We start from the raw sequence: 18386 nt of genomic DNA, 5'->3' as shown, positions 1-18386 counted from the left end.
TTAGCCTCGAGAACCGCGAATCATGTAGCCCACACCGCGCTTGGTGTGGATGAGCGGCTCGTGGTTTTCACGGTTGTTGTCGATCTTGCGGCGCAGGTACGAAATGTAGGACTCAACGATGGAGGAGTCGCCGTTGAAGTCGTACTCCCACACGTGGTCGAGAATCTGCGCCTTGGACAGCACACGGTTGGCGTTGAGCATCAGGTAGTGCAGCAGGTTGAACTCGGTGGGGGAGAGGTCAATCTCTTCGTCACCGAGGAACACTTCGTGGGTGTCCACGTTCAGGGTGAGGGCATCAACGCGCAGTACGGCGTCGTCCTCTTCCTGGACGCTGCGGCTACGGCGCAGAATGGCGCGGATGCGGGCGATTACCTCGTCGAGGGAGAAGGGCTTGGTGACGTAGTCGTCACCGCCGGCACCCAGACCGGTCACCTTGTCTTCGGTGGCGTCCTTTGCGGTCAGGAAGAGCACGGGGGTGGTGGTGCCGTTTTCGCGCAGGCGGCGGGTCACCTCGAAGCCGTCCATGCCGGGCATCATGACGTCCAGGACGATGAGGTCAGGGTTTTCGGCGTGCGCCTTTTCGAGGGCTTCGCGGCCGTTGCCGGCGGTAACTACTTCAAAACCGGCGAAACGCAGGGAGGTGGCGAGCAATTCAAGAATGTTGAACTCGTCATCGACGACTAGGAGTTTTGCTTCAGCAGACATACTCTATCTTTCTCTCTGAATGGCAGGCTGTACTTGATAAGTGAATGATGTGTGTGAGCTTGGGGCTCAAATCTTTATGCCTTGTTGCGGCGCATGACCGACAGGATGAGTGCGGCCATGAGGGCGATAAAGGCGACGGGGAGGAGGACCAGCGGAATCTGGCTCATGAGGGCGGGCGGCGCTGCCCCAACCCACTTCATCACGAGCATGGCGACTCCGGTGAGCAGGCAAATCAGGGCGAGAAGCGCACCTGCCGCGCCGAGCCAACGGATAGCTCCGGCGTAGGGAAGGGGAGCGGGCGCCTGGTCTGCGGTACTGCGCGTGTCCTGTACGGGTTCATTACTCATAAATTTAACCGTATCAGCTCACACACAGCTGTTAATGGGTGAAGCCCCAGATTTAGCGGTTTGAGACTCAAATTCACAGCGTATGCGAAGCTTGGGGCGGGCGCCGCAATGTTTGCGCACGCGAGATGCTTTAATAGGGGTATGTCTGAACAGGTTATTGAACTGCTCCCCGAAACTACGCCCGCTACTGACGCGCCCGCAGAGTCCGTTGTGCCTTCTGCCGCGCCTGAGAGCACCGACGAGGGTAGCGCTGTACCTGCTGAGACTCAGCCCTCCGTGAACGCTGAGGAGACTGAGGCGGCTGATACGCCCGCTGAGGAGTCTGCCTCCGAGGAATCTGATGCCGAAGAAACCGCACAGAACGAAGACTCCACCCCCGACCCCTTCACCCCGCTGGATGAAGAGGTGGGCGCCCCCTCCCTGGGTGTTCCGCACAAGCTGCGCCGCACCTCCAAGGTGGATGAGATTCTTGCCGCCGCCAAGGATGTGGCGTTGCAGGGCGTTCAGGAAATCGCCCCGGCACACGCTATCGGCCTGGTGCACCACGTGCGCGCCGAGGAAGAGCGTCTGAGCACTCACCTTTTCGAGTGCACCCTGCCCGGTTACCGCGGCTGGTTCTGGTTCGCGACCCTCTCACGTGCGCCTCGCTCCCGCGTGGCAACGATCTGCGAGGTGGGCCTGCTGCCCGGCGACGACGCACTGATTGCGCCGGATTGGGTGCCGTGGGCTGACCGCGTTCGCCCGGAAGACCTGGAGGAGAACGCCGCGCAGGAGAACGCAGAGTCTGCTGAAACCGCTGAGGCAGAGGAGTCTGCTGAGCTTGCAGAGAACAAAGCGGAAGAGAACGAATCTGCCGTGGAAGAAACCGCTGAGGCTGAGTCCGCAGAGTAAGCCTACCGTCTACTCCTCTTAATAAGGGGTGGGTTAGCAAAAGCGTATATATAAGGTGTCTTGAGTCGTCCAATGAGTTTTCATTGGACGACTCAATGACTTAAGCCGTGGCAAAAGCCGCTGAAAAAGTACATAATAGATTATTGAATTAAGTAACGACTTAGGCAGTGCTATCTAAGTACTGTTGCGGTGATAGCTGGGAGAGATATATGACAGACCTCATCGATACCACAGAGATGTATTTGCGCACCATCCTCGAACTGGAGGAAGAGGGCATCGTCCCCATGCGTGCGCGCATCGCTGAACGACTCGAGCACTCCGGCCCGACCGTTTCCCAGACTGTGGCACGCATGGAGAAGCACGGCCTGCTCACCGTTGAGCCGGACCGCCACCTCGAACTGACCGAGGAAGGCCGCCACAAGGCGGTCGAGGTGATGCGTAAGCACCGCCTGGCTGAGCGCCTGCTCTCCGACATTATTGGTCTGGAACTTGAGTACGTGCACGAAGAGGCATGCCGCTGGGAGCACGTCATGAGTGACAAGGTGGAGAAGCGCATCCTGGAGATGCTCAAGGACCCCAAGTTCTCCCCGTACGGCAACGCTATCCCCGGCCTGGAGGATCTGGGCCACACCAGTGAGAAGAACGACGAGCGTACCGTGCCCATGTCCCTGGCGGCACGCGACTCTGGTCCCGAGGACCGTTTCACTATCTCTCGTTTCCCTGAGTCCATTCAGACTGACATTGAGTTGCTGAAGCTGCTGGCTGACGCAGGTATTGTCTACGGCGCTTCGGTGTCCGTGGTTGCCGGTCAGAACGATGACGTGATTGTTCACGCCGACGGTGAAGAGGACACCCTCTCCCTGGACATGGATGTGGCAAACGCGATCGTGGTCAAGCGCGGCGGCAACCTCTAAGGTCTAATTCTGAGAGTCCGCTAACCCAGTTCACGCTAAACGGTGGTATCGCCTCCCTTTGTGGAGGAGGTGCCACCGTTTTTGTGCACTTGTTTAGGGCTGCTCGGCCTTGCGGGGGAGGCTTCGGGGAGCTGAGGTGCCTAGTGAGTGGGGTATTTCAGAGTTTGGTCATGTGCGCGGGCGCATATACTCCTCTCTCAGAGTTTTAGCAACTGCGCTTGAGTGCATTTTTCGGGTTTTTCGCTTAAATCTAAGGTTGAAACTGAGGGAAACGCCGATGTTTGAGCAATCTCTGAGAACGGACATTTAAGAGATAAGGGTCATTTTTAAGAGTTTTGAACCCTGTCCTTAAGGGGTGCTGGTGCATTAAAAGCGAATGTGCATCCTTGTGAAACACCTAGTCAAGAGCCTTAAACGGTAGCTGTTGGTTCCATTGAGAGGGGGTCAAATGCCTGGAGTGCCAAGTTTTCCCCCCAGGGTGAAAGTCCAAAATTTAAGCCCGAATGAAGTGACAACTGGGAGTTTTCTGTGTATTCTCGATTTGTGCCCAAATCCTCATCGTAAGAGGGCACCGTCGAAGCGGTTCCGCTGAGTTCTGCCAACGCTTCGATGTACGTCTACCCAATATGGCAGAAGCGGGGGACCCAATCCCCAAGCTGGGATACGGCATCTCAATCGAGAAGCCTCGGGGCTAAGTCACTTCGGTGGCCGAGCGAATCCATGCTCGAGCCCGACAGCTCACCTCGTCAGGCAATGGAGGAATTACCAATGGCTAAGAAGATCGTACGTACCGCAGGTGCAACCCTCGCAGCAGGCGCAATCCTGCTCGGCTCGACCGTTCCCGCGAACGCATTCGCACAGATCCCCGCTGCGGCTGATCTGTCCTACGACTACACCAACTACGAGTTCGACTACACCAGCTACAACACCCCCGCAACCACCTACGTTGCACCCCAGGCTCAGGCACAGCAGACCTACGTTGCTCCCGCAGCAGCTCCGGCACCCGCAGCTGAGACCACCTACGTAGCACCCCAGGCTGAGGCACAGCAGGCTTACGTTGCACCCGTTGCAGCACAGACCGAGGCTCCCGCAGTTTCCTCCGCTTCCACCGGTAACGCATCCCGCGACGCAATCGTTGCAACCGCAATGAGCGGTCTGGGCGGCGCATACGTTTGGGGCGGCAAGACCTTCGGTGCATGGGACTGCTCCGGCTTCACCTCTTGGGTTTTCGCTCAGCACGGCATCAAGCTGACCGCTTTCACCTACGCAATGAAGAACGAGCTGCGCCCGACCGCTAACCCCCAGCCCGGCGACATCGTCTTCCAGAACGGCTACAGCCACGTTGGTATCTACCTGGGCGACGGCAAGATGATCTCCGCTCTGAACCCCACCAACGGTACCCTGGTGCACCCCACCTCCTGGATGTCCGTTGATGGCTACTACACCGCTCTCTAAGCCTTAGCGCATAAGAGCTGGGTTTAGCCCAACATACTTCTCAAAAGGCGCCTACCCCACACGGGGTGGGCGCCTTTTGCGTACCCGAGAGATTCCACGAAAATACCGCCGAGAACGCACCTTAGTATGGGCGCATTCTCGGCGGTATGTGTTTTAGGTGTATGCGGCTAGGACGCGAGAGCCTGCAGAAGCCCCTGCGGGTCCTGCTCCCACTCGCTGAGCTCAGCACTCAGATTAGCCCTCGCGGGCTCCTCCCAGAGCTGTAGACCCTCCTCGGAGAGGAAGATGCGTTTACGCCCCAGGATCGAACGCAGGAAGGTCGTACGACCGGCACGGAACGCCTCATCGTCAAAATGGGAGTACTCGCTACGCACCCCGTGCAGGTAGCGGCGATAGCGTGCCGAATCAGCCGCCAGGATAGCCATATCGGCATCGAGGAAAAACTGAATATCCGCCGGCTCATAGCCCGCCGGTAGGTCGACAGACTTGGGCAGCTCGTGGGTTGCCGTGGCACGCACCAGAAGGCTCACCATCTGTAGCTCGTCACCACTGAGCAGGCCCGCGGCAACCAGCGGCTCCAGGGAGGCGCTCGCCAGCTGCTCGCTACGGCGCTCATCCTCACCCGGCGCGCCCTCGTACACCGCGTCGTGGAACCACGCCGCCAGAACCAATGCCAGGGGAGTAGAACCCTGCGTGCGGTGTGCGTAGAGGCGGTCCAGGTCGGTGAGCATCTGCGAAAGGTGCCCGCTATGGTGGTAGGCGCGGTGCGGCTGCTCCCACGCCTGCAACAGGCTCTCACTCAGCTCCGCTACCTGCGCCGTGAGCTGAGCTTGGCTCACGGCAGGAGCCTCCACACGCTTGAGACGGGGTGTATTAAGGCGGGGCGCAAACGCCGCCTCCCAGGCGCGAAGCAGGCGCGGGCGAATCTTCTCGGGGCGTTCCTTCAAGGGAATCCGCAGACCGCTGGCAATGAGCGTGCGAGTCAGCTGTGCACCGCTGAGCTCCTTTGCGCCCGCCCGTACTAGATTCTCGTAGAGGTGCGCCGGAACATCGTAGTGGTCGCGGTCGAAAGCACGCTCACTGATGCCCGCCGCTGCGGCGAACTCGTGCAGTTCCGCCAGGGATACATCGGAGATGAGGTGCGAGAAGACGGTGCCGTGTGCGGGCCAGGTGGGCGGGTCAATGTAGATGCTCATTCGTACATTGTAAGAGCGATTCTGCCGCCGGGTGCGGGTGTCTTCGGGCGGTGAACACAGGGCGGTGAACACGGGCTGTGCGGACTCGCGGTGCGGGGTGCTTTATACTGGATAGGTACGCCCTCGTAGCTCAGGGGATAGAGCACTTCTCTCCTAAAGAAGGTGTCGGACGTTCGAATCGTCTCGGGGGCACACAGAACCGGTAGTCACGCCGGTACGAGAAAACCGCTCGTCGCTTGCATTAGCAGGCGCGGGCGGTTTCTCTGTTTCTGCACGTAACGAGTACTCAAGAAAACACGTTGTTATAGCTGAGACAGGTCAATCTTGCCCATCAGCAGGATCTTCTCGCGAGAGGCCTTATCTGCCATCAGCTCAGCAATATTGTGCGGGACAACCTGCCAAGAAATACCCCAGCGATCTACACACCAGCCGCAACGCTCCGCCTCAGGTATAGCCGAGAGCTGCTCCCAATAGTAATCAATCTCCTCCTGAGTACGGCACGAAAGAACTACCGAAACCCCCGGCGTGAATGTGAAATCGTGGAAAGTGCTGGAATCAGCAGCCGCCATCCAGGTGCCGTGCAGGTTGAAGTCGGTAAACATGACCGCATCTGCCTCAAAGGGGCTACCTTCCGGATAGTGGTACAGGGTGCCGCGGCGGGCATCATCAAACATGGAAATCCAGCCGTTGGTGGCTTCCTCTGCATTGCCGTGATTCGTGCCGCCAAACATGAAAGAAGGCACGACGAAGGGTCGCGGGTCGCCTGCAGGATTGGTAAGCATCAGCTGCCAGGTCATGCCGAAACGATCACGCACCCAGGCGTAGCGTGGGGAGAAAGGGTACTCACCCAGTTTCATCAGCACACCGCCGGTACTTAGCTCTTCGTAGAGTTCATCGAGGTATGCTCGCGCTTGCGCCTCACCGCCGAAGAGGAGCGGGTCAAAGTTTAGGATGCAACTGATGGACTGGTTCGGGACGTACCGGTCATCACCGTTAATGAGCGAGAGCTGGAAGCCATGGATGCTTAGAGCCGTCGTAAGTCCGGGCACCTGTTCAACGATAGAAGCATCGCGAAAAACCCTGGTATAGAACCGTGCGGCTTCGTCGGCTGAGCCATTGCACCATAGGGCTATTGAGAGGCTCGGAGATAAGGTCTGAGTCATGCGGTCATCCTAACATGACTATTCTGTGCCACCGGTGTGCCGTTGCCGATATAGGACGTGCGGCGGATGACCGAACGGGTGGGAGCCGCGGAGCAAATGCGGTAGCATGGAATATCGAACGTGTATTCTAGGCAGCGAGGTAGATGATGAGCGACAAGCCCGAACAGCAGAAGCAGCCCTTCACCGAACAGGACGGCCTGTTCGCCGCCGAACTCGTCACCCCCGCAGCACCGGTAGCGGATGATGAGCCGCCCTTCGACCCCTACTACGACGTACCCCCTGCCGAGGACGACTACTACGCCCCTCCCATGGACGCCGCAGTGATGGATGCTCCGGTGATGGAGGAACCCGCACAGGACGTACCCGCCGCCCTGCCCACCGGCATGCCCGCCTACGGTGCCCCTGCTACCAGCGCACCCGTTCCTGAACCCAGCGCACCCGCAGTCTTCACCGCCGCAGACCCGCTCGGCGACTTCATGCCGCCCGCCTACCGCGTCGGCGGCTACGGCGAGGACTTCGACCCCGCCGACCCCTACGGCGAACGCGCCCACAGCCTCAACGCGGTGGACCCCGCCTCCCTCACCGCAGGGCTCAACGAACGCCAGGAAGAAGCCGTGCTGCACTCCGGCGCGCCCCTGCTCATCGTTGCGGGCGCCGGATCCGGCAAGACCCGCGTGCTCACCCACCGCATCGCCTACCTGCTCGCAACCCACCGCGCGACCCCCGGCCAGATTCTCGCCATCACCTTCACCAATAAGGCTGCCGCCGAAATGCGTGAACGTATTGAGGCGCTGGTTGGCCCGCGCGCCAAGCACATGTGGATCTCGACCTTCCACAGCTTCTGCGTGCGCGTGCTGCGCCGTGAGGCCGCCGCCCTGGGTCTGAAGTCCACCTTCACCATTTACGATTCGACCGACTCGCAGCGTCTGCTGAGCCTCATCATTAAAGAGCTCAACCTGGACACCAAGAAGTTCACCGCCAAGGCTGTGGGCAACCGCATCTCCGCGCTGAAGAACGAGCTGGTCAGCGCCGAAGCGTACGCATCCCGCGTGGCGAGCGATAACCCGTACGAGAAGACCATCTCGCAGATTTACACCGTCTACACGCAGCGTCTGCGCGCCGCCAACTCCCTCGACTTTGACGACCTGATTGGCCGCACCGTCTTCTTGCTCAAGAAGTTCCCCGAAATCGCGAACTACTACCGCCGCAAGTTCCGTCACATCCTCGTGGACGAGTACCAGGACACTAACCATGCCCAGTACCAGCTGGTGCGTGAACTGGTCGGCGCCCACACGAAGGCACCGGCTGACCGCGGCCCCTACCCGGATGCCGCGCCCCCTGCCGAGCTGACCGTGGTGGGTGACTCCGACCAGTCCATCTACGCTTTCCGCGGCGCGGATATCCGCAATATTACGGACTTTGAGAAGGACTACCCGAACGCCCACACGATCCTGCTGGAACAGAACTACCGTTCCACGCAGAATATCCTCTCCGCGGCGAACGCGGTCATCGAACGCAACCCTGACCGTCGCCCCAAGAAGCTGTGGACCGCCTCCGGCGCCGGTGCGAAGATCATCGGTTACGTTGCCGAATCCGAACACGCCGAGGCACGCTACATCACCCGCGAAATTGACCGCCTTGCCGATGAGCACGGCGTGCAGCCCGGTGACGTCGCAATCTTCTACCGCACCAACGCGCAGTCCCGAACCCTCGAGGACATGCTCATGCGTGCCGGCCTGCCCTACCGCGTGGTCGGCGGCACCCGCTTCTATGAGCGTAAGGAAATCAAGGACGCGCTGGCGTACCTGCGCGCCCTGAGCAACCCCGATGACGACGTGAACGTGCGCCGCATCCTCAACGAACCCAAGCGCGGTATCGGTGCTAAGTCTGAGTCCGTGGTGGCGGAGTACGCGAGTGCGAACCGCATCTCCTTCTACGCCGCCGCACGCCAGGCAGCCGACATCCCCGGCCTGGGTGCCGCCGCGGTCAAGAAGTACGCCGAGTTCGTGCGCCTCATGGACGACCTGGCGCAGATTGCCCGCACCGAACCCGCCGCAACCTGCCTGGAAGCGGTCCTGGAGCAGACCGGGTACCTGGCGGCTCTGCGCGCCTCCAAGGACATTCAGGACGAATCGCGCGTGGAGAACCTCTCCGAGCTGCTCGACGCCATGGTCGAGTTCGAGACCGAGAACCCCGGCGCTGACCTGGAGCAGTTCCTCGAACACGTGGCTCTGGTCGCCGACGCCGACTCAATCCCGAACCGCCCCGCCAGCGCGGAGGGTGAGAACGCCTCCGCCGCACAGATTGCCGCCGAAGCCGCCGAGGCGAAGGCACAGGGCATGGTCACCCTCATGACCCTGCACACCGCCAAGGGCCTGGAGTTCCCCGTGGTGTTCTTGACCGGCATGGAGCACGGCCTGTTCCCGCATCAGCGTGCCCTGACCGATGAGAAGGAAATGAGTGAGGAACGCCGCCTGGCGTACGTGGGTCTGACCCGCGCCATGGAGCGCCTGTACCTGACCCGCTCGGAAACCCGCACCATGTGGGGTAAGAGCCAGTTCAACCCGCCCTCGCCCTTCCTGGAGGAGATTCCGGAGGAGCTGATTGAGTGGAAGCGCACCGCCGGTTTTTCGGGCTTTGGCGCCTCCGGTATGGGTGCGTATGGCGCTCGCGGCAGTTCCTATGGCGGTAGCTCATACGGGAACTCGTACGGTGGCGGCTATTCGGGCGGTTCTCGTTCCGGCTACGGTTCCGGCGGCTATTCGGGTGGTTACAGCTCGGGCGGCTACGGCTCGGGTGGTTACAGTTCCGGCGGCTCGCGCGGCTCATACGACCCCTACGAGTCCCGCCCCGCACGCCGTTCTGAGCCGTCCACCGCGGATATTAACGGCTCGGCAAGCTACGGGCTGGCGGCGGCCACCTCGAAGGTGACGAACCGTTCCCGCGTGCACCAGAGCAAGGAAATCCCGACTCTGGCGGTTGGCGATACCGTGCGCCACACCAAGTTTGGTGAGGGTCGCGTGCTCGCCGTTGAGGGTAGCGGCGATAAGACCGTGGCGAAGGTCCGTTTCGGTTCGGAAGAGAAGCGCCTGCTGCTGCGTTACGCGCCGCTGGAGAAGGTGAGCTAACGCGTCGGGCGTAAGAACCTGACAATGCCTATGGAGGGGCGGGTACCTGAGGGTGCCCGCCCCTCTTTTGTGCGCTGTACCGGGCGTATTGTCCGCCTGCTGAGAAGGTGGCCGGGGCTTTGCAGAGCACGGCGGTAAACGCCGCATTTTCGCCGGTATTTCGCGGCGGATCGGGGAGCGTTAGTTCGGGTTAGTTACCCGGTGCACAGCCTTTGGGTGGAATGTACCCAAAATATTTGTGAGCTGAGTCGCTAAAATCTCAGATTTGGGGCTCTGTGAGTGCGAGCTCACGCCGAATCCGATAGAGTAGAGACGAGAGAAATTCCCCGCGTCAATGATGCGTGTGCGCCGGGTGCGAGAGACCCCTATCGCACCGTACTGACCACACGGGGGAACCTCCTCTAATGAGACCAGGCCGAGTGCACCAGTACTCGGCACCACTTCGAAGAAGAAGGACACCTGTGGACCTTTTCGAATACCAGGCGCGCGAGCTCTTCGCAAAGCACGGTGTACCCGTGCTCAAGGGCATTGTTGCGACCACCCCTGAAGAAGCAAAGGCAGCAGCTGAGGAAATTGGCGGCCTGACCGTCATTAAGGCTCAGGTTAAGACCGGCGGCCGCGGTAAGGCTGGCGGCGTTAAGCTCGCAAAGTCCCCCGAAGAAGCTTACGAGCACGCTAAGGCAATTCTCGGCATGGACATCAAGGGCCACACCGTTCACCGCGTGCTGGTCGCTGACGGCGCAGACATCGCCGAAGAATACTACTTCTCCCTCCTGCTGGACCGCGCAAACCGCTCCTACCTGGCAATGTGCTCGGTAGAAGGCGGTATGGAAATTGAGCAGCTCGCTGCTGAGCGCCCCGAGGCACTGGCAAAGATCGAGGTTGACCCGCTGGTCGGCCTGGACCAGGCTAAGGCTGAGGAAATTGCTAAGGCAGCAGGTTTCTCCGCAGAACTGCAGGAGAAGGTTGTTCCCGTTCTCGTCAAGCTGGGCGAAGTCTACACCAAGGAAGACGCAACCCTGGTTGAGGTTAACCCCCTCGTTCTGACCCCCGAGGGTACCATCCTCGCCCTGGACGGCAAGGTCTCCCTGGACGACAACGCAGAATTCCGCCAGCCCGAGCACGAGGCTCTCGTGGACAAGTCCGCTGAGAACCCGCTGGAAGCTAAGGCAAAGCAGTTCGACCTGAACTACGTGAAGCTGGACGGCGAGGTCGGCATCGTTGGTAACGGTGCAGGTCTGGTTATGTCCACCCTGGACGTCGTTGCATACGCTGGCGAGAACCACGGCAACGTCAAGCCCGCAAACTTCCTTGATATTGGTGGCGGCGCGTCCGCTGAGGTTATGGCTGCCGGCCTGGAAATCATTCTGGGCGACGAGCAGGTCAAGAGCGTTTTCGTGAACGTCTTCGGCGGCATCACCGCATGTGACGCAGTGGCAGACGGCATTGTGAAGGCTCTGGAGATTCTGGGCGACGCAGCAACCAAGCCCCTGGTTGTGCGCCTGGACGGCAACAACGTTGCTGAGGGTCGCCGCATCCTCTCCGAGGCGAACCACCCGCTGGTTGTTCTGGCTGAGACCATGGACTCCGGCGCTGACAAGGCAGCAGAGCTCGCTCACAAGGCGTAATCGCCAGCAAAGGATTTCAAGGAAGTAATATGTCTATCTTTGTGAACAAGGACTCCAAGGTCATCGTTCAGGGCATCACCGGTGGCGAGGGTACCAAGCACACCGCACGCATGCTCGCAGCAGGCACCAACATTGTGGGCGGCGTGAACGCTCGCAAGGCTGGCACCACCGTCACCCACAAGGCGAAGGACGGCTCCGACATCGAGCTGAACGTGTTCGGTTCCGTAGCTGAGGCTATGGAGAAGACCGGCGCGAACGTCTCCATCGTCTTCGTTCCCCCGGCCTTCACCAAGGCAGCAGTTCTCGAGGCTATCGAGGCTAAGATTGGCCTCGTCGTCGTCATCACCGAGGGCGTTCCGGTTCAGGACTCCGCAGAGTTCTGGGCAGCTGCTAAGGCATCCGTGGACGAGAACGGCAAGCAGATCACCCGCATCATCGGCCCCAACTGCCCCGGCATCATCTCCCCCGAGGAGTGCCTGGTTGGTATTATCCCGGCGAACATCACCGGCAAGGGCAAGATCGGTCTGGTTTCCAAGTCCGGTACCCTGACCTACCAGCTGATGTACGAACTGTCCGACATTGGTTTCACCACCGCTATCGGTATTGGTGGCGACCCCATCATCGGCACCACCCACATCGACGCTCTGGAAGCTTTCGAAGCTGACCCCGAGACCGAAGCAATCGTCATGATTGGTGAGATCGGTGGTGACGCTGAGGAGCGTGCTGCAGAGTACATCAAGGCAAACGTGACCAAGCCCGTCGTTGGTTACATTGCAGGCTTCACCGCTCCTGAGGGTAAGACCATGGGCCACGCAGGCGCTATTGTCTCCGGTTCCTCCGGTACCGCTCAGGCGAAGAAGGAAGCTCTGGAAGCAGCAGGCGTGAAGGTCGGTAAGACCCCCTCCGAGGCTGCAAACCTGATGCGCGAAATCTTCGCAGCGAAGTAAACAGCATAGTATTGCGGCAGATGCCGGTAGTCGAAAGACTGCCGGCATTTTTGCGTTAAATCAGGTTTTTGAAAATAGTTCAGTGAGCTGAAGAGCCTATTTTGTTATATATATCATGCGAAACAAATGAAAAGTCTATGCTGAAGGACTATACAATAGAACGCATTGAGCCTAGTCAGATTGTTATACCAGCGGGCTCTATCTATATGTCATCACATACGAGGAGAACATTCACTCATGACTCAGTCCATTTCCCGTCGTTCTGTCGCGAAGGCAGGCGTCTGGTCTGCACCTGTTATTGCGGCTTCTGCTGCTGTGCCGGCCTACGCAGCATCCTCCAGGAGCGATGATTCTGAGGAGAAGCTGACTATCCAGAGCGGCCTGTTTGTCAGCGCTCAGTACGGTGGCGGCTTTGTTGGTTACGCTTCGTCCACCAGCACCGGCCCCATTCACCCGACCACTCCTGAGGCTTACTTCGCATCTTCTTCCAAGCCCCAATCCGACCTGAACTGGGACGATAGCGCTTCCAAGCCTACTAACCGTGACCTGTTCGTCAACGGTGAGGGTACCTTTACCCCGGTTAACAACTCCCAGACTGCATCCCCCGGCTCCTACGTGGCATCTAGCGGTTTCTGGTGGTCTGTCCCGACCACTGCGCCCAAGACTGGTACCGGCTATGTTGCAGGTTCCACCGCGACCCTGTCTGCTGGTGCAACCTTTGTGACTGATGTTGAGTACACCGTGCCTGCTAATGCTGCGAACGCTGCTAAGAGCGGTAAGGTCAACGGTCAGGCATGGACCCCCAACGGCCGTGCGCCGAAGGGTACGCTTGCAGAGCTGGTTGCTTCGGCAGGTCAGGCACGCTACCTGTCGGTTGCTCAGGCAGCAGGCAACTGGTCTGCTTCGGTCCCGACCGTGACCAAGAACTCTGATGGCACCTACACCTTCAAGGGCCGTATTACCTTCACTACCACCAAGGCATACACTCTGAAGCAGACCGGTAACAAGCTGTACGGTCAGGTCGTCATTATGCCCGGTATTGTGTTCTTCAACCCTGCACAGGGTTGGGTCTCCTACAAGCAGACCTCCAGCATCCAGAATGCAACCATCAACTACTCGGGTAACGGCTACACCGACACCAAGGTGCTCTCTGGCGCTGAGACTACCACCCAGATTAACCCCTAATCTGGTTATACTGTAGGGCCTCAGCTTAACGCCCCGTGAGGTTCGCCTCGCATTGTTGCTTGCCCCCTGCTGAGCGATGCAAGTGCAGAGAGTGATGAATCCCCCGGCGGATACACTGAATGTATCCACCGGGGGATTTCTGCACCTGTATAGTTCTCAAACGCTTGAAAACAAATTCCAAAGCGGCTATATACACTTGTCGAGAGCTTATTGGGGGTGTTGTAACTAGCCGACCGTCGTGCCGAACGCCAGACCCAGCAGGTAGGTCACGAACGCAGCGCCAAAGCCAATTAGAATCTGACGAACACCGCGCTTGAGGGGGGAAGCACCCGAAAGCAGGCCCACCACGCCGCCGGTGAAGCCCAGCGCCGCACCCACAAACAGCAGGGACACCACCATAGCGAACACACCCGACAAGCCGAAAATATAGGGCAGAATCGGAACCAGCGCACCCGAAGCGAAGAACGCAAACGACGCAGCGGCGGCACCAATATCGGTACCCAAAGCCACGTTCTCCTCACGATCCCCATCCTCGCGGTGAGACAGCGACGGATCGCAGTCACAATCCATGTAGCCGAAACGCTCCATCGCACGGTGATGCGCCGCGTCCGGCTCCATGCCGCGGGCACGGTAAATCAGCTCCAGCTCGTTCGAATCCAAATCCAAATCGTGCGCAACACGCAGGGTCACCTGGGTCGGCTGGGAGGCATCCAACAGCTCACGCTGAGAACGAACCGACACGAACTCACCCGCCGCCATCGACAGCGCACCCGCCAGCAGACCCGCAATACCCGAGAGCAGAACCATCGAGCTGGATGCACCCGATGCGGTAATACCCATAGTCAACGCCAGGTTCGACACCAAACCGTCGTTAGCGCCAAAGACCGCCGCACGGAAATTACCCGAAAGCTTCTCCCTGCCACTGGTCGCCAGGGCACGAATAATCTCCTCGTGAATCGCCTCGTCAGCCGCCATTTCCTCGGTAGCGTCCGGATCCTCAGCGTAAGGGGAACGGGACTCGGCGCGCTGAGCCATCGCCAGAATAAACACCGAACCGAAGTTCTTCGCCAAGAACTGCAGTAGCTGAGATTGCAGGGACGGGCGCACGTGCACATTCGCGTGTTCGCCGAGCATGTCACGCCAATGCTGCTGGTGACGCTTCTCCGCCTCAGCAACCTGCAGCAAGATTTCGCGGTCGGTGCCCTCGGCGCGGCGAGCCAGGTAGCGGTAGATGCGCGCCTCCGACTCTTCATCAGCCAGGTAGCGGCGCCAACGCTTAATCTGCGTGGGGGAGGGGGAGGTGACGGCGCTATGGCGGGTGGCCTGCGAAGCTTCGGTAGCGGCGTTTTCTTGCTGAAGCTTCTCGGTTTCTTCGCCGTGCTCGTGCTGGGCGTGCGTGCTCATAGTTCCCTTTCCACGGGTGCCGTGCGTGCAGGGTGGGTTCCCTGCGCCTGATGATGCGTTCATGTCTGTGTGCTCTGTCATGAACAGTGAACCACTCTAGAGCACTCCGAACAGAAAATCTAGGACGGCCTAACCCGATAAATATGTTCGCCTCAACGTACTCTAGGGTAGTACTCTAGAGTACCCCGCGGGCGAGGTGAAACGTCGGGAGAAGGCGCCGAAATAGCACAAAATCGGGCGGGTGCACCCTCCGTCAAGGAGAGCGCACCCGCCCGGTATCTAAAGCGGTGGGCTATGTTGTGCCCGCACTATTTGTGGCTTAGATGTTGCCTTCGCCGTTTTCCAGGAATGAGCGGATGAACCACTGGAACTTCTCCAGCTCAGCGGTCTGACCGATCAGCAGATCCTCGGTGACGGGGTCGGACTCGCCAGCGAATGCAATCGCGTTGCGGTGAGCCTCAATCACGCGGGTGTAGACGTCGTTCAGGGCGCGCAGGTGAGCGGGGACGGGTGCGCGGCCAACCGCGTAGTCCTCGACGGTGCGCTGTGCGACCAGTGCGCCAGCCAGACCGTTGGGGGCTGCGCCCAGGGTTGCCATACGCTCTGCGATGGCGTCGACGAATTCGCGGACGGTGTCGACCTGGGGGTCAATCATTTCGTGAACGGCGATGAAGCCGGGGCCGGTCACGTTCCAGTGAGCGTGCTTCAGCAGCAGGTGCAGGTCGTTCAGGTCGTGCAGACGTGCCTGGAGAACCTCGGAAATGCCCTTGCCTTCTTCGATGGTCAGGCCGGGTGCGGTGTAGTTTGCGAATGCCATGATGGTCTCCTTCATGATGCTGTGATGCTTGTGGTTCGGTGGGATTTGTCGCCCCGCCGAATCGTTATTATGAGTAAATCATTTTAAGGAACCATTGTCAAGGTTATTTTGAGTAATTCGTAATAAATTGTCATCTATGTGTCGCGCCGCACTTAAAAGCTCCTGCCCAAAAGCCCCTGCTCACCCCCCCACGGCTCACCGCCCAGGCGCGCACAAAGGGTGGGACGCGCAGTCTCTCATATCGCGCATCCCACCCTTTATGGTGAAGCGTATTCAGTTTTCTACAGAGCTTCCGGCCTTTCTGCAGGGCTTCCCGCGTGCGAATCGGGCGGCTACGCCAGCGCGCGAACCGCCTCCAGGGTCAGCTCCTCATGCTTGAGGCGCGCGGTGCCGAGCTCCGCCGGAACCTCCAGCTCGCCCGGCACAACAATGACGCGCATACCCGCCGCGGTCGCACTGCGCACGCCCGAAGGGGAATCCTCGAGAGCCACGCACTGAGTCGGATCAACATCCAGACGTTCCGCCGCCAAAAGATAAGGCTGCGGGTCCGGCTTGGGGTTGGTGGTCTCATCGTTGCCAATAACCACCGAGAACGTGCCCTCGGGTGCCGCGTTTGCGGTGCGGCGAGCCACGGAGGTGGTCGCATTCGTGACGATGGCGGCCGGAATCTGCGCATCGCGAACCTCCGAGAGGAAGCGCTCAATGCCAGGCAGGAATTCGACTGGCTGTTGTGCCAGGGCCTCGCGCACCTTTGCCACCAGTCGATCGTTAATCTCCTCGTTCGGCAGGTTCACGCCGCGCTCGCGCAGACGATCCAGGGTGAACTGCATCGACAGGCCCAGGCAATCGAGGGTGTCCTGCTCGGTCCAGGTGCCGCCAAATTCTGCGGTGAGAGCAACCTTTGCGGCAGCCCATACGGGTTCAGTATCGACGAGGGTTCCGTCGTGGTCGAAGAGAATGGCGGCGGGGAAGGTGTTCGTAGTCGTCATGTCATTAAGCCTACCGGTTTATTTCTGGGGCGAGTGTAGGGCAACGTCCCCAATCGTCACCAAAAAATCTGTGCCCGCATTCTGAGGGTTCTTGGCGATAGTGAGCAGTGCATTGGCAACGTCCTCACGGGCAATCGTCGGAATGCCCGGAACGCGTTCGACACTCGCCATGTTAAATACCTTCACCCCGCCCCTACCGGGCTTATCGGTCAGCCTGCCCGGATGCGCCCGCGAAATATACGGCTGATATTCGGCGACCAGGGCGTCCGCCTTAACCTTGTCGGTAAAAATGCCGCGCATGATGACCTTGCATGCCAGGCGCATGGGCAGGGATGCGGTCCGCACCGTATCGCCTACGCCGTAGGCGCTCATCAGAACGCAGTGCTTCACGCCTGCGCCCGTGACCACCTCCATGATGAGAGGCAGGCGCTCCTGCATGAACGTGGAGGAGAGAAACTCTCGCACCGTGGCTTTCTGGCCCAGGATGCTGACCATCACGTCTTGCCCGGAGGATGCTGCGGCGAGCTGTTCGGCATCGTTCAGGGCTCCCGGAACGATAGTGAGATTTTGGTGCGACCCTAGTAGTGCTCGTGCTTTATCGGGGTTGCGCACGTAGGCGGTGACGGTGTGCCCCTGTTCTAGTGCTTTGCGGGTGAAGAGGCGACCGGTGCGGCCGGTTGCGCCGAGAACCAGTATTTTCATGTGGGTCCCCATTCGTGACTGTGATTGTTGTGGGAGCCCGCAAGCGCCCAGTCCGGTCAGTATAGCAATGTGGTTTCGACTGGGGGCTTTTGGTTGAGGCTCTTTCAAGCGGGGTTTTGGCTAGGGCTCAGAGCAGTGCGGGGTGAAAAACGAAAAAAGTGGAGAAAATTTTTTGAAAACCCCTTGCGAAACATAGTTGAGTGGAGTAGACTCAAGTTATGTAATGCGAGGGGACGTAGGATAGGCCCCTGAATGCACGATACGAAAGGACATCATGGATATTAAGTTCACGACCAAGAGTCAAGAAGTTATCTCCGCCGCTAACACCAACGCGCAAACGGCGGGTAACCCCACTATTGAAACCTCCCACATCCTCAAGGCCCTGATGGATCAGCGCGAAGGCATCGCAGTCTCGGTGCTCAAGGCCGCAGGCCTGGATGTAGACGCCATCTCCGAGGCTGCTTCCGCAGAAATCAAGAAGCTTCCCAAGGCATCCGGCACCTCCGTGCAGAACGCCTCCTTCAGCCGTTCCGCACTCTCCGCCCTGCAGGCTGCGCAGACCCGCGCTCAGGGCTTCGGAGACACCTACGTCTCCACCGAAATGATTCTGCTGGGCATTGCCAGCGGAACCGATAGCACCGCGACCGCCATGCACAAGCTTGGCGCTACCGCAGAGCTCATCGCACAGACCATCCCCAACGTCCGAGGAGACCGCACCGTGGACACCCCCGACCCCGAAGGCACCTTCCAGGCGCTCGAAAAGTACGGCACCGACCTGACCGCCATTGCCCGCGCGGGCAAGCTCGACCCGGTCATCGGCCGTGACTCTGAGATTCGCCGCGTCGTGCAGGTGCTCTCCCGCCGAACCAAGAACAACCCCGTTCTGATTGGTGAGCCCGGCGTCGGTAAGACCGC

General features: G+C 59.8%; 16 protein-coding genes, 1 tRNA gene and 1 riboswitch. Of the genes, 9 read left to right on the top strand and 8 right to left on the bottom strand.

Annotated elements, in window-relative coordinates:
* Positions 1–705 (bottom strand): response regulator transcription factor, encoded by a 705-nt coding sequence (locus tag HMPREF2836_RS07750; RefSeq protein ID WP_005504528.1) that lies wholly within the window; start codon positions 703–705, stop codon positions 1–3.
* Between the two features lie 74 nt (positions 706–779).
* Positions 780–1052: a hypothetical protein gene (locus HMPREF2836_RS07745; RefSeq protein ID WP_005504529.1), complete on the bottom strand. Its 273-nt coding sequence runs from the start codon at positions 1050–1052 to the stop codon at positions 780–782.
* Positions 1053–1193: 141 nt separating this feature from the next.
* On the opposite strand from HMPREF2836_RS07745, the gene HMPREF2836_RS07740 reads away from it, so the two are divergent.
* From HMPREF2836_RS07740 to HMPREF2836_RS07730, 3 genes are all read left to right on the top strand, one after another.
* Entirely contained in the window at positions 1194–1943 is a 750-nt protein-coding gene (locus HMPREF2836_RS07740; protein WP_239661599.1) for a DUF3027 domain-containing protein, read from the top strand.
* A 209-nt stretch (positions 1944–2152) separates the two neighbouring features.
* Positions 2153–2857 carry an iron-dependent transcriptional repressor DtxR gene (locus HMPREF2836_RS07735; protein ID WP_070630019.1) on the top strand — a complete coding sequence of 235 codons (705 nt, stop codon included), beginning with the start codon at positions 2153–2155 and terminating at the stop codon, positions 2855–2857.
* Positions 2858–3465: 608 nt separating this feature from the next.
* Positions 3466–3625, top strand: a riboswitch (cyclic di-AMP (ydaO/yuaA leader).
* Positions 3626–4312, top strand: a complete 687-nt coding sequence (locus HMPREF2836_RS07730; protein WP_049346093.1) for a C40 family peptidase — start codon at positions 3626–3628, stop codon at positions 4310–4312.
* A 167-nt stretch (positions 4313–4479) separates the two neighbouring features.
* On the opposite strand, the gene HMPREF2836_RS07725 is transcribed toward HMPREF2836_RS07730, so the two are convergent.
* Entirely contained in the window at positions 4480–5508 is a 1029-nt protein-coding gene (locus HMPREF2836_RS07725; RefSeq protein ID WP_070630018.1) for a DUF4031 domain-containing protein, read from the bottom strand.
* Positions 5509–5627: 119 nt separating this feature from the next.
* Here HMPREF2836_RS07725 and HMPREF2836_RS07720 point away from each other — a divergent pair.
* Positions 5628–5700, top strand: a tRNA-Arg gene (locus HMPREF2836_RS07720).
* A gap of 110 nt (positions 5701–5810) precedes the next feature.
* On the opposite strand, the gene HMPREF2836_RS07715 is transcribed toward HMPREF2836_RS07720, so the two are convergent.
* Positions 5811–6671 (bottom strand): VOC family protein, encoded by an 861-nt coding sequence (locus tag HMPREF2836_RS07715; protein ID WP_070630017.1) that lies wholly within the window; start codon positions 6669–6671, stop codon positions 5811–5813.
* A gap of 143 nt (positions 6672–6814) precedes the next feature.
* Here HMPREF2836_RS07715 and HMPREF2836_RS07710 point away from each other — a divergent pair, with 143 nt between their 5' ends.
* The 4 genes from HMPREF2836_RS07710 (at position 6815) to HMPREF2836_RS07695 (ending at position 13559) form a co-directional block, all read left to right on the top strand.
* A complete protein-coding gene (locus tag HMPREF2836_RS07710) occupies positions 6815–9799 on the top strand; it encodes a UvrD-helicase domain-containing protein (RefSeq protein ID WP_070630016.1) in 2985 nt (994 codons plus the stop codon).
* A gap of 461 nt (positions 9800–10260) precedes the next feature.
* The gene (gene sucC, locus HMPREF2836_RS07705; RefSeq protein WP_005504561.1) at positions 10261–11427 is read left to right on the top strand and encodes an ADP-forming succinate--CoA ligase subunit beta; all 1167 of its coding nucleotides are present in this window, start codon (positions 10261–10263) and stop codon (positions 11425–11427) included.
* A gap of 29 nt (positions 11428–11456) precedes the next feature.
* Positions 11457–12374 carry a succinate--CoA ligase subunit alpha gene (gene sucD, locus HMPREF2836_RS07700; RefSeq protein WP_005504562.1) on the top strand — a complete coding sequence of 306 codons (918 nt, stop codon included), beginning with the start codon at positions 11457–11459 and terminating at the stop codon, positions 12372–12374.
* Between the two features lie 237 nt (positions 12375–12611).
* Positions 12612–13559, top strand: coding sequence for an amino acid oxidase (locus HMPREF2836_RS07695; RefSeq protein WP_070630015.1), 948 nt, complete (start codon positions 12612–12614; stop codon positions 13557–13559).
* Positions 13560–13784: 225 nt separating this feature from the next.
* Here HMPREF2836_RS07695 and HMPREF2836_RS07690 read toward each other — a convergent pair whose 3' ends face one another.
* The 4 genes from HMPREF2836_RS07690 to HMPREF2836_RS07675 all read right to left on the bottom strand — a co-directional run bounded on the left by HMPREF2836_RS07690 (position 13785) and on the right by HMPREF2836_RS07675 (position 17471).
* Entirely contained in the window at positions 13785–14963 is a 1179-nt protein-coding gene (locus tag HMPREF2836_RS07690) for a VIT1/CCC1 transporter family protein (protein ID WP_070630014.1), read from the bottom strand.
* Positions 14964–15282: 319 nt separating this feature from the next.
* Positions 15283–15780, bottom strand: coding sequence for a Dps family protein (locus HMPREF2836_RS07685; protein WP_070507180.1), 498 nt, complete (start codon positions 15778–15780; stop codon positions 15283–15285).
* A gap of 332 nt (positions 15781–16112) precedes the next feature.
* Positions 16113–16769, bottom strand: a complete 657-nt coding sequence (locus tag HMPREF2836_RS07680) for an HAD family hydrolase (protein ID WP_070630013.1) — start codon at positions 16767–16769, stop codon at positions 16113–16115.
* Between the two features lie 18 nt (positions 16770–16787).
* On the bottom strand, positions 16788–17471 hold the full coding sequence (locus tag HMPREF2836_RS07675; protein WP_070630012.1) for an NAD(P)-dependent oxidoreductase: 684 nt from the start codon (positions 17469–17471) through the stop codon (positions 16788–16790).
* A 274-nt stretch (positions 17472–17745) separates the two neighbouring features.
* Here HMPREF2836_RS07675 and HMPREF2836_RS07670 point away from each other — a divergent pair.
* Positions 17746–18386 (top strand): Clp protease N-terminal domain-containing protein (locus tag HMPREF2836_RS07670; protein ID WP_305793663.1); only part of this gene is annotated, 641 nt, incomplete at its 3' end.

Source organism: Rothia sp. HMSC065C12, assembly GCF_001812085.1.
In the GTDB taxonomy this organism is placed as follows: domain Bacteria; phylum Actinomycetota; class Actinomycetes; order Actinomycetales; family Micrococcaceae; genus Rothia; species Rothia mucilaginosa.
Note: the sequence above shows the minus strand (reverse complement) of the source record. Positions and strands in the feature narration are given on the sequence as shown.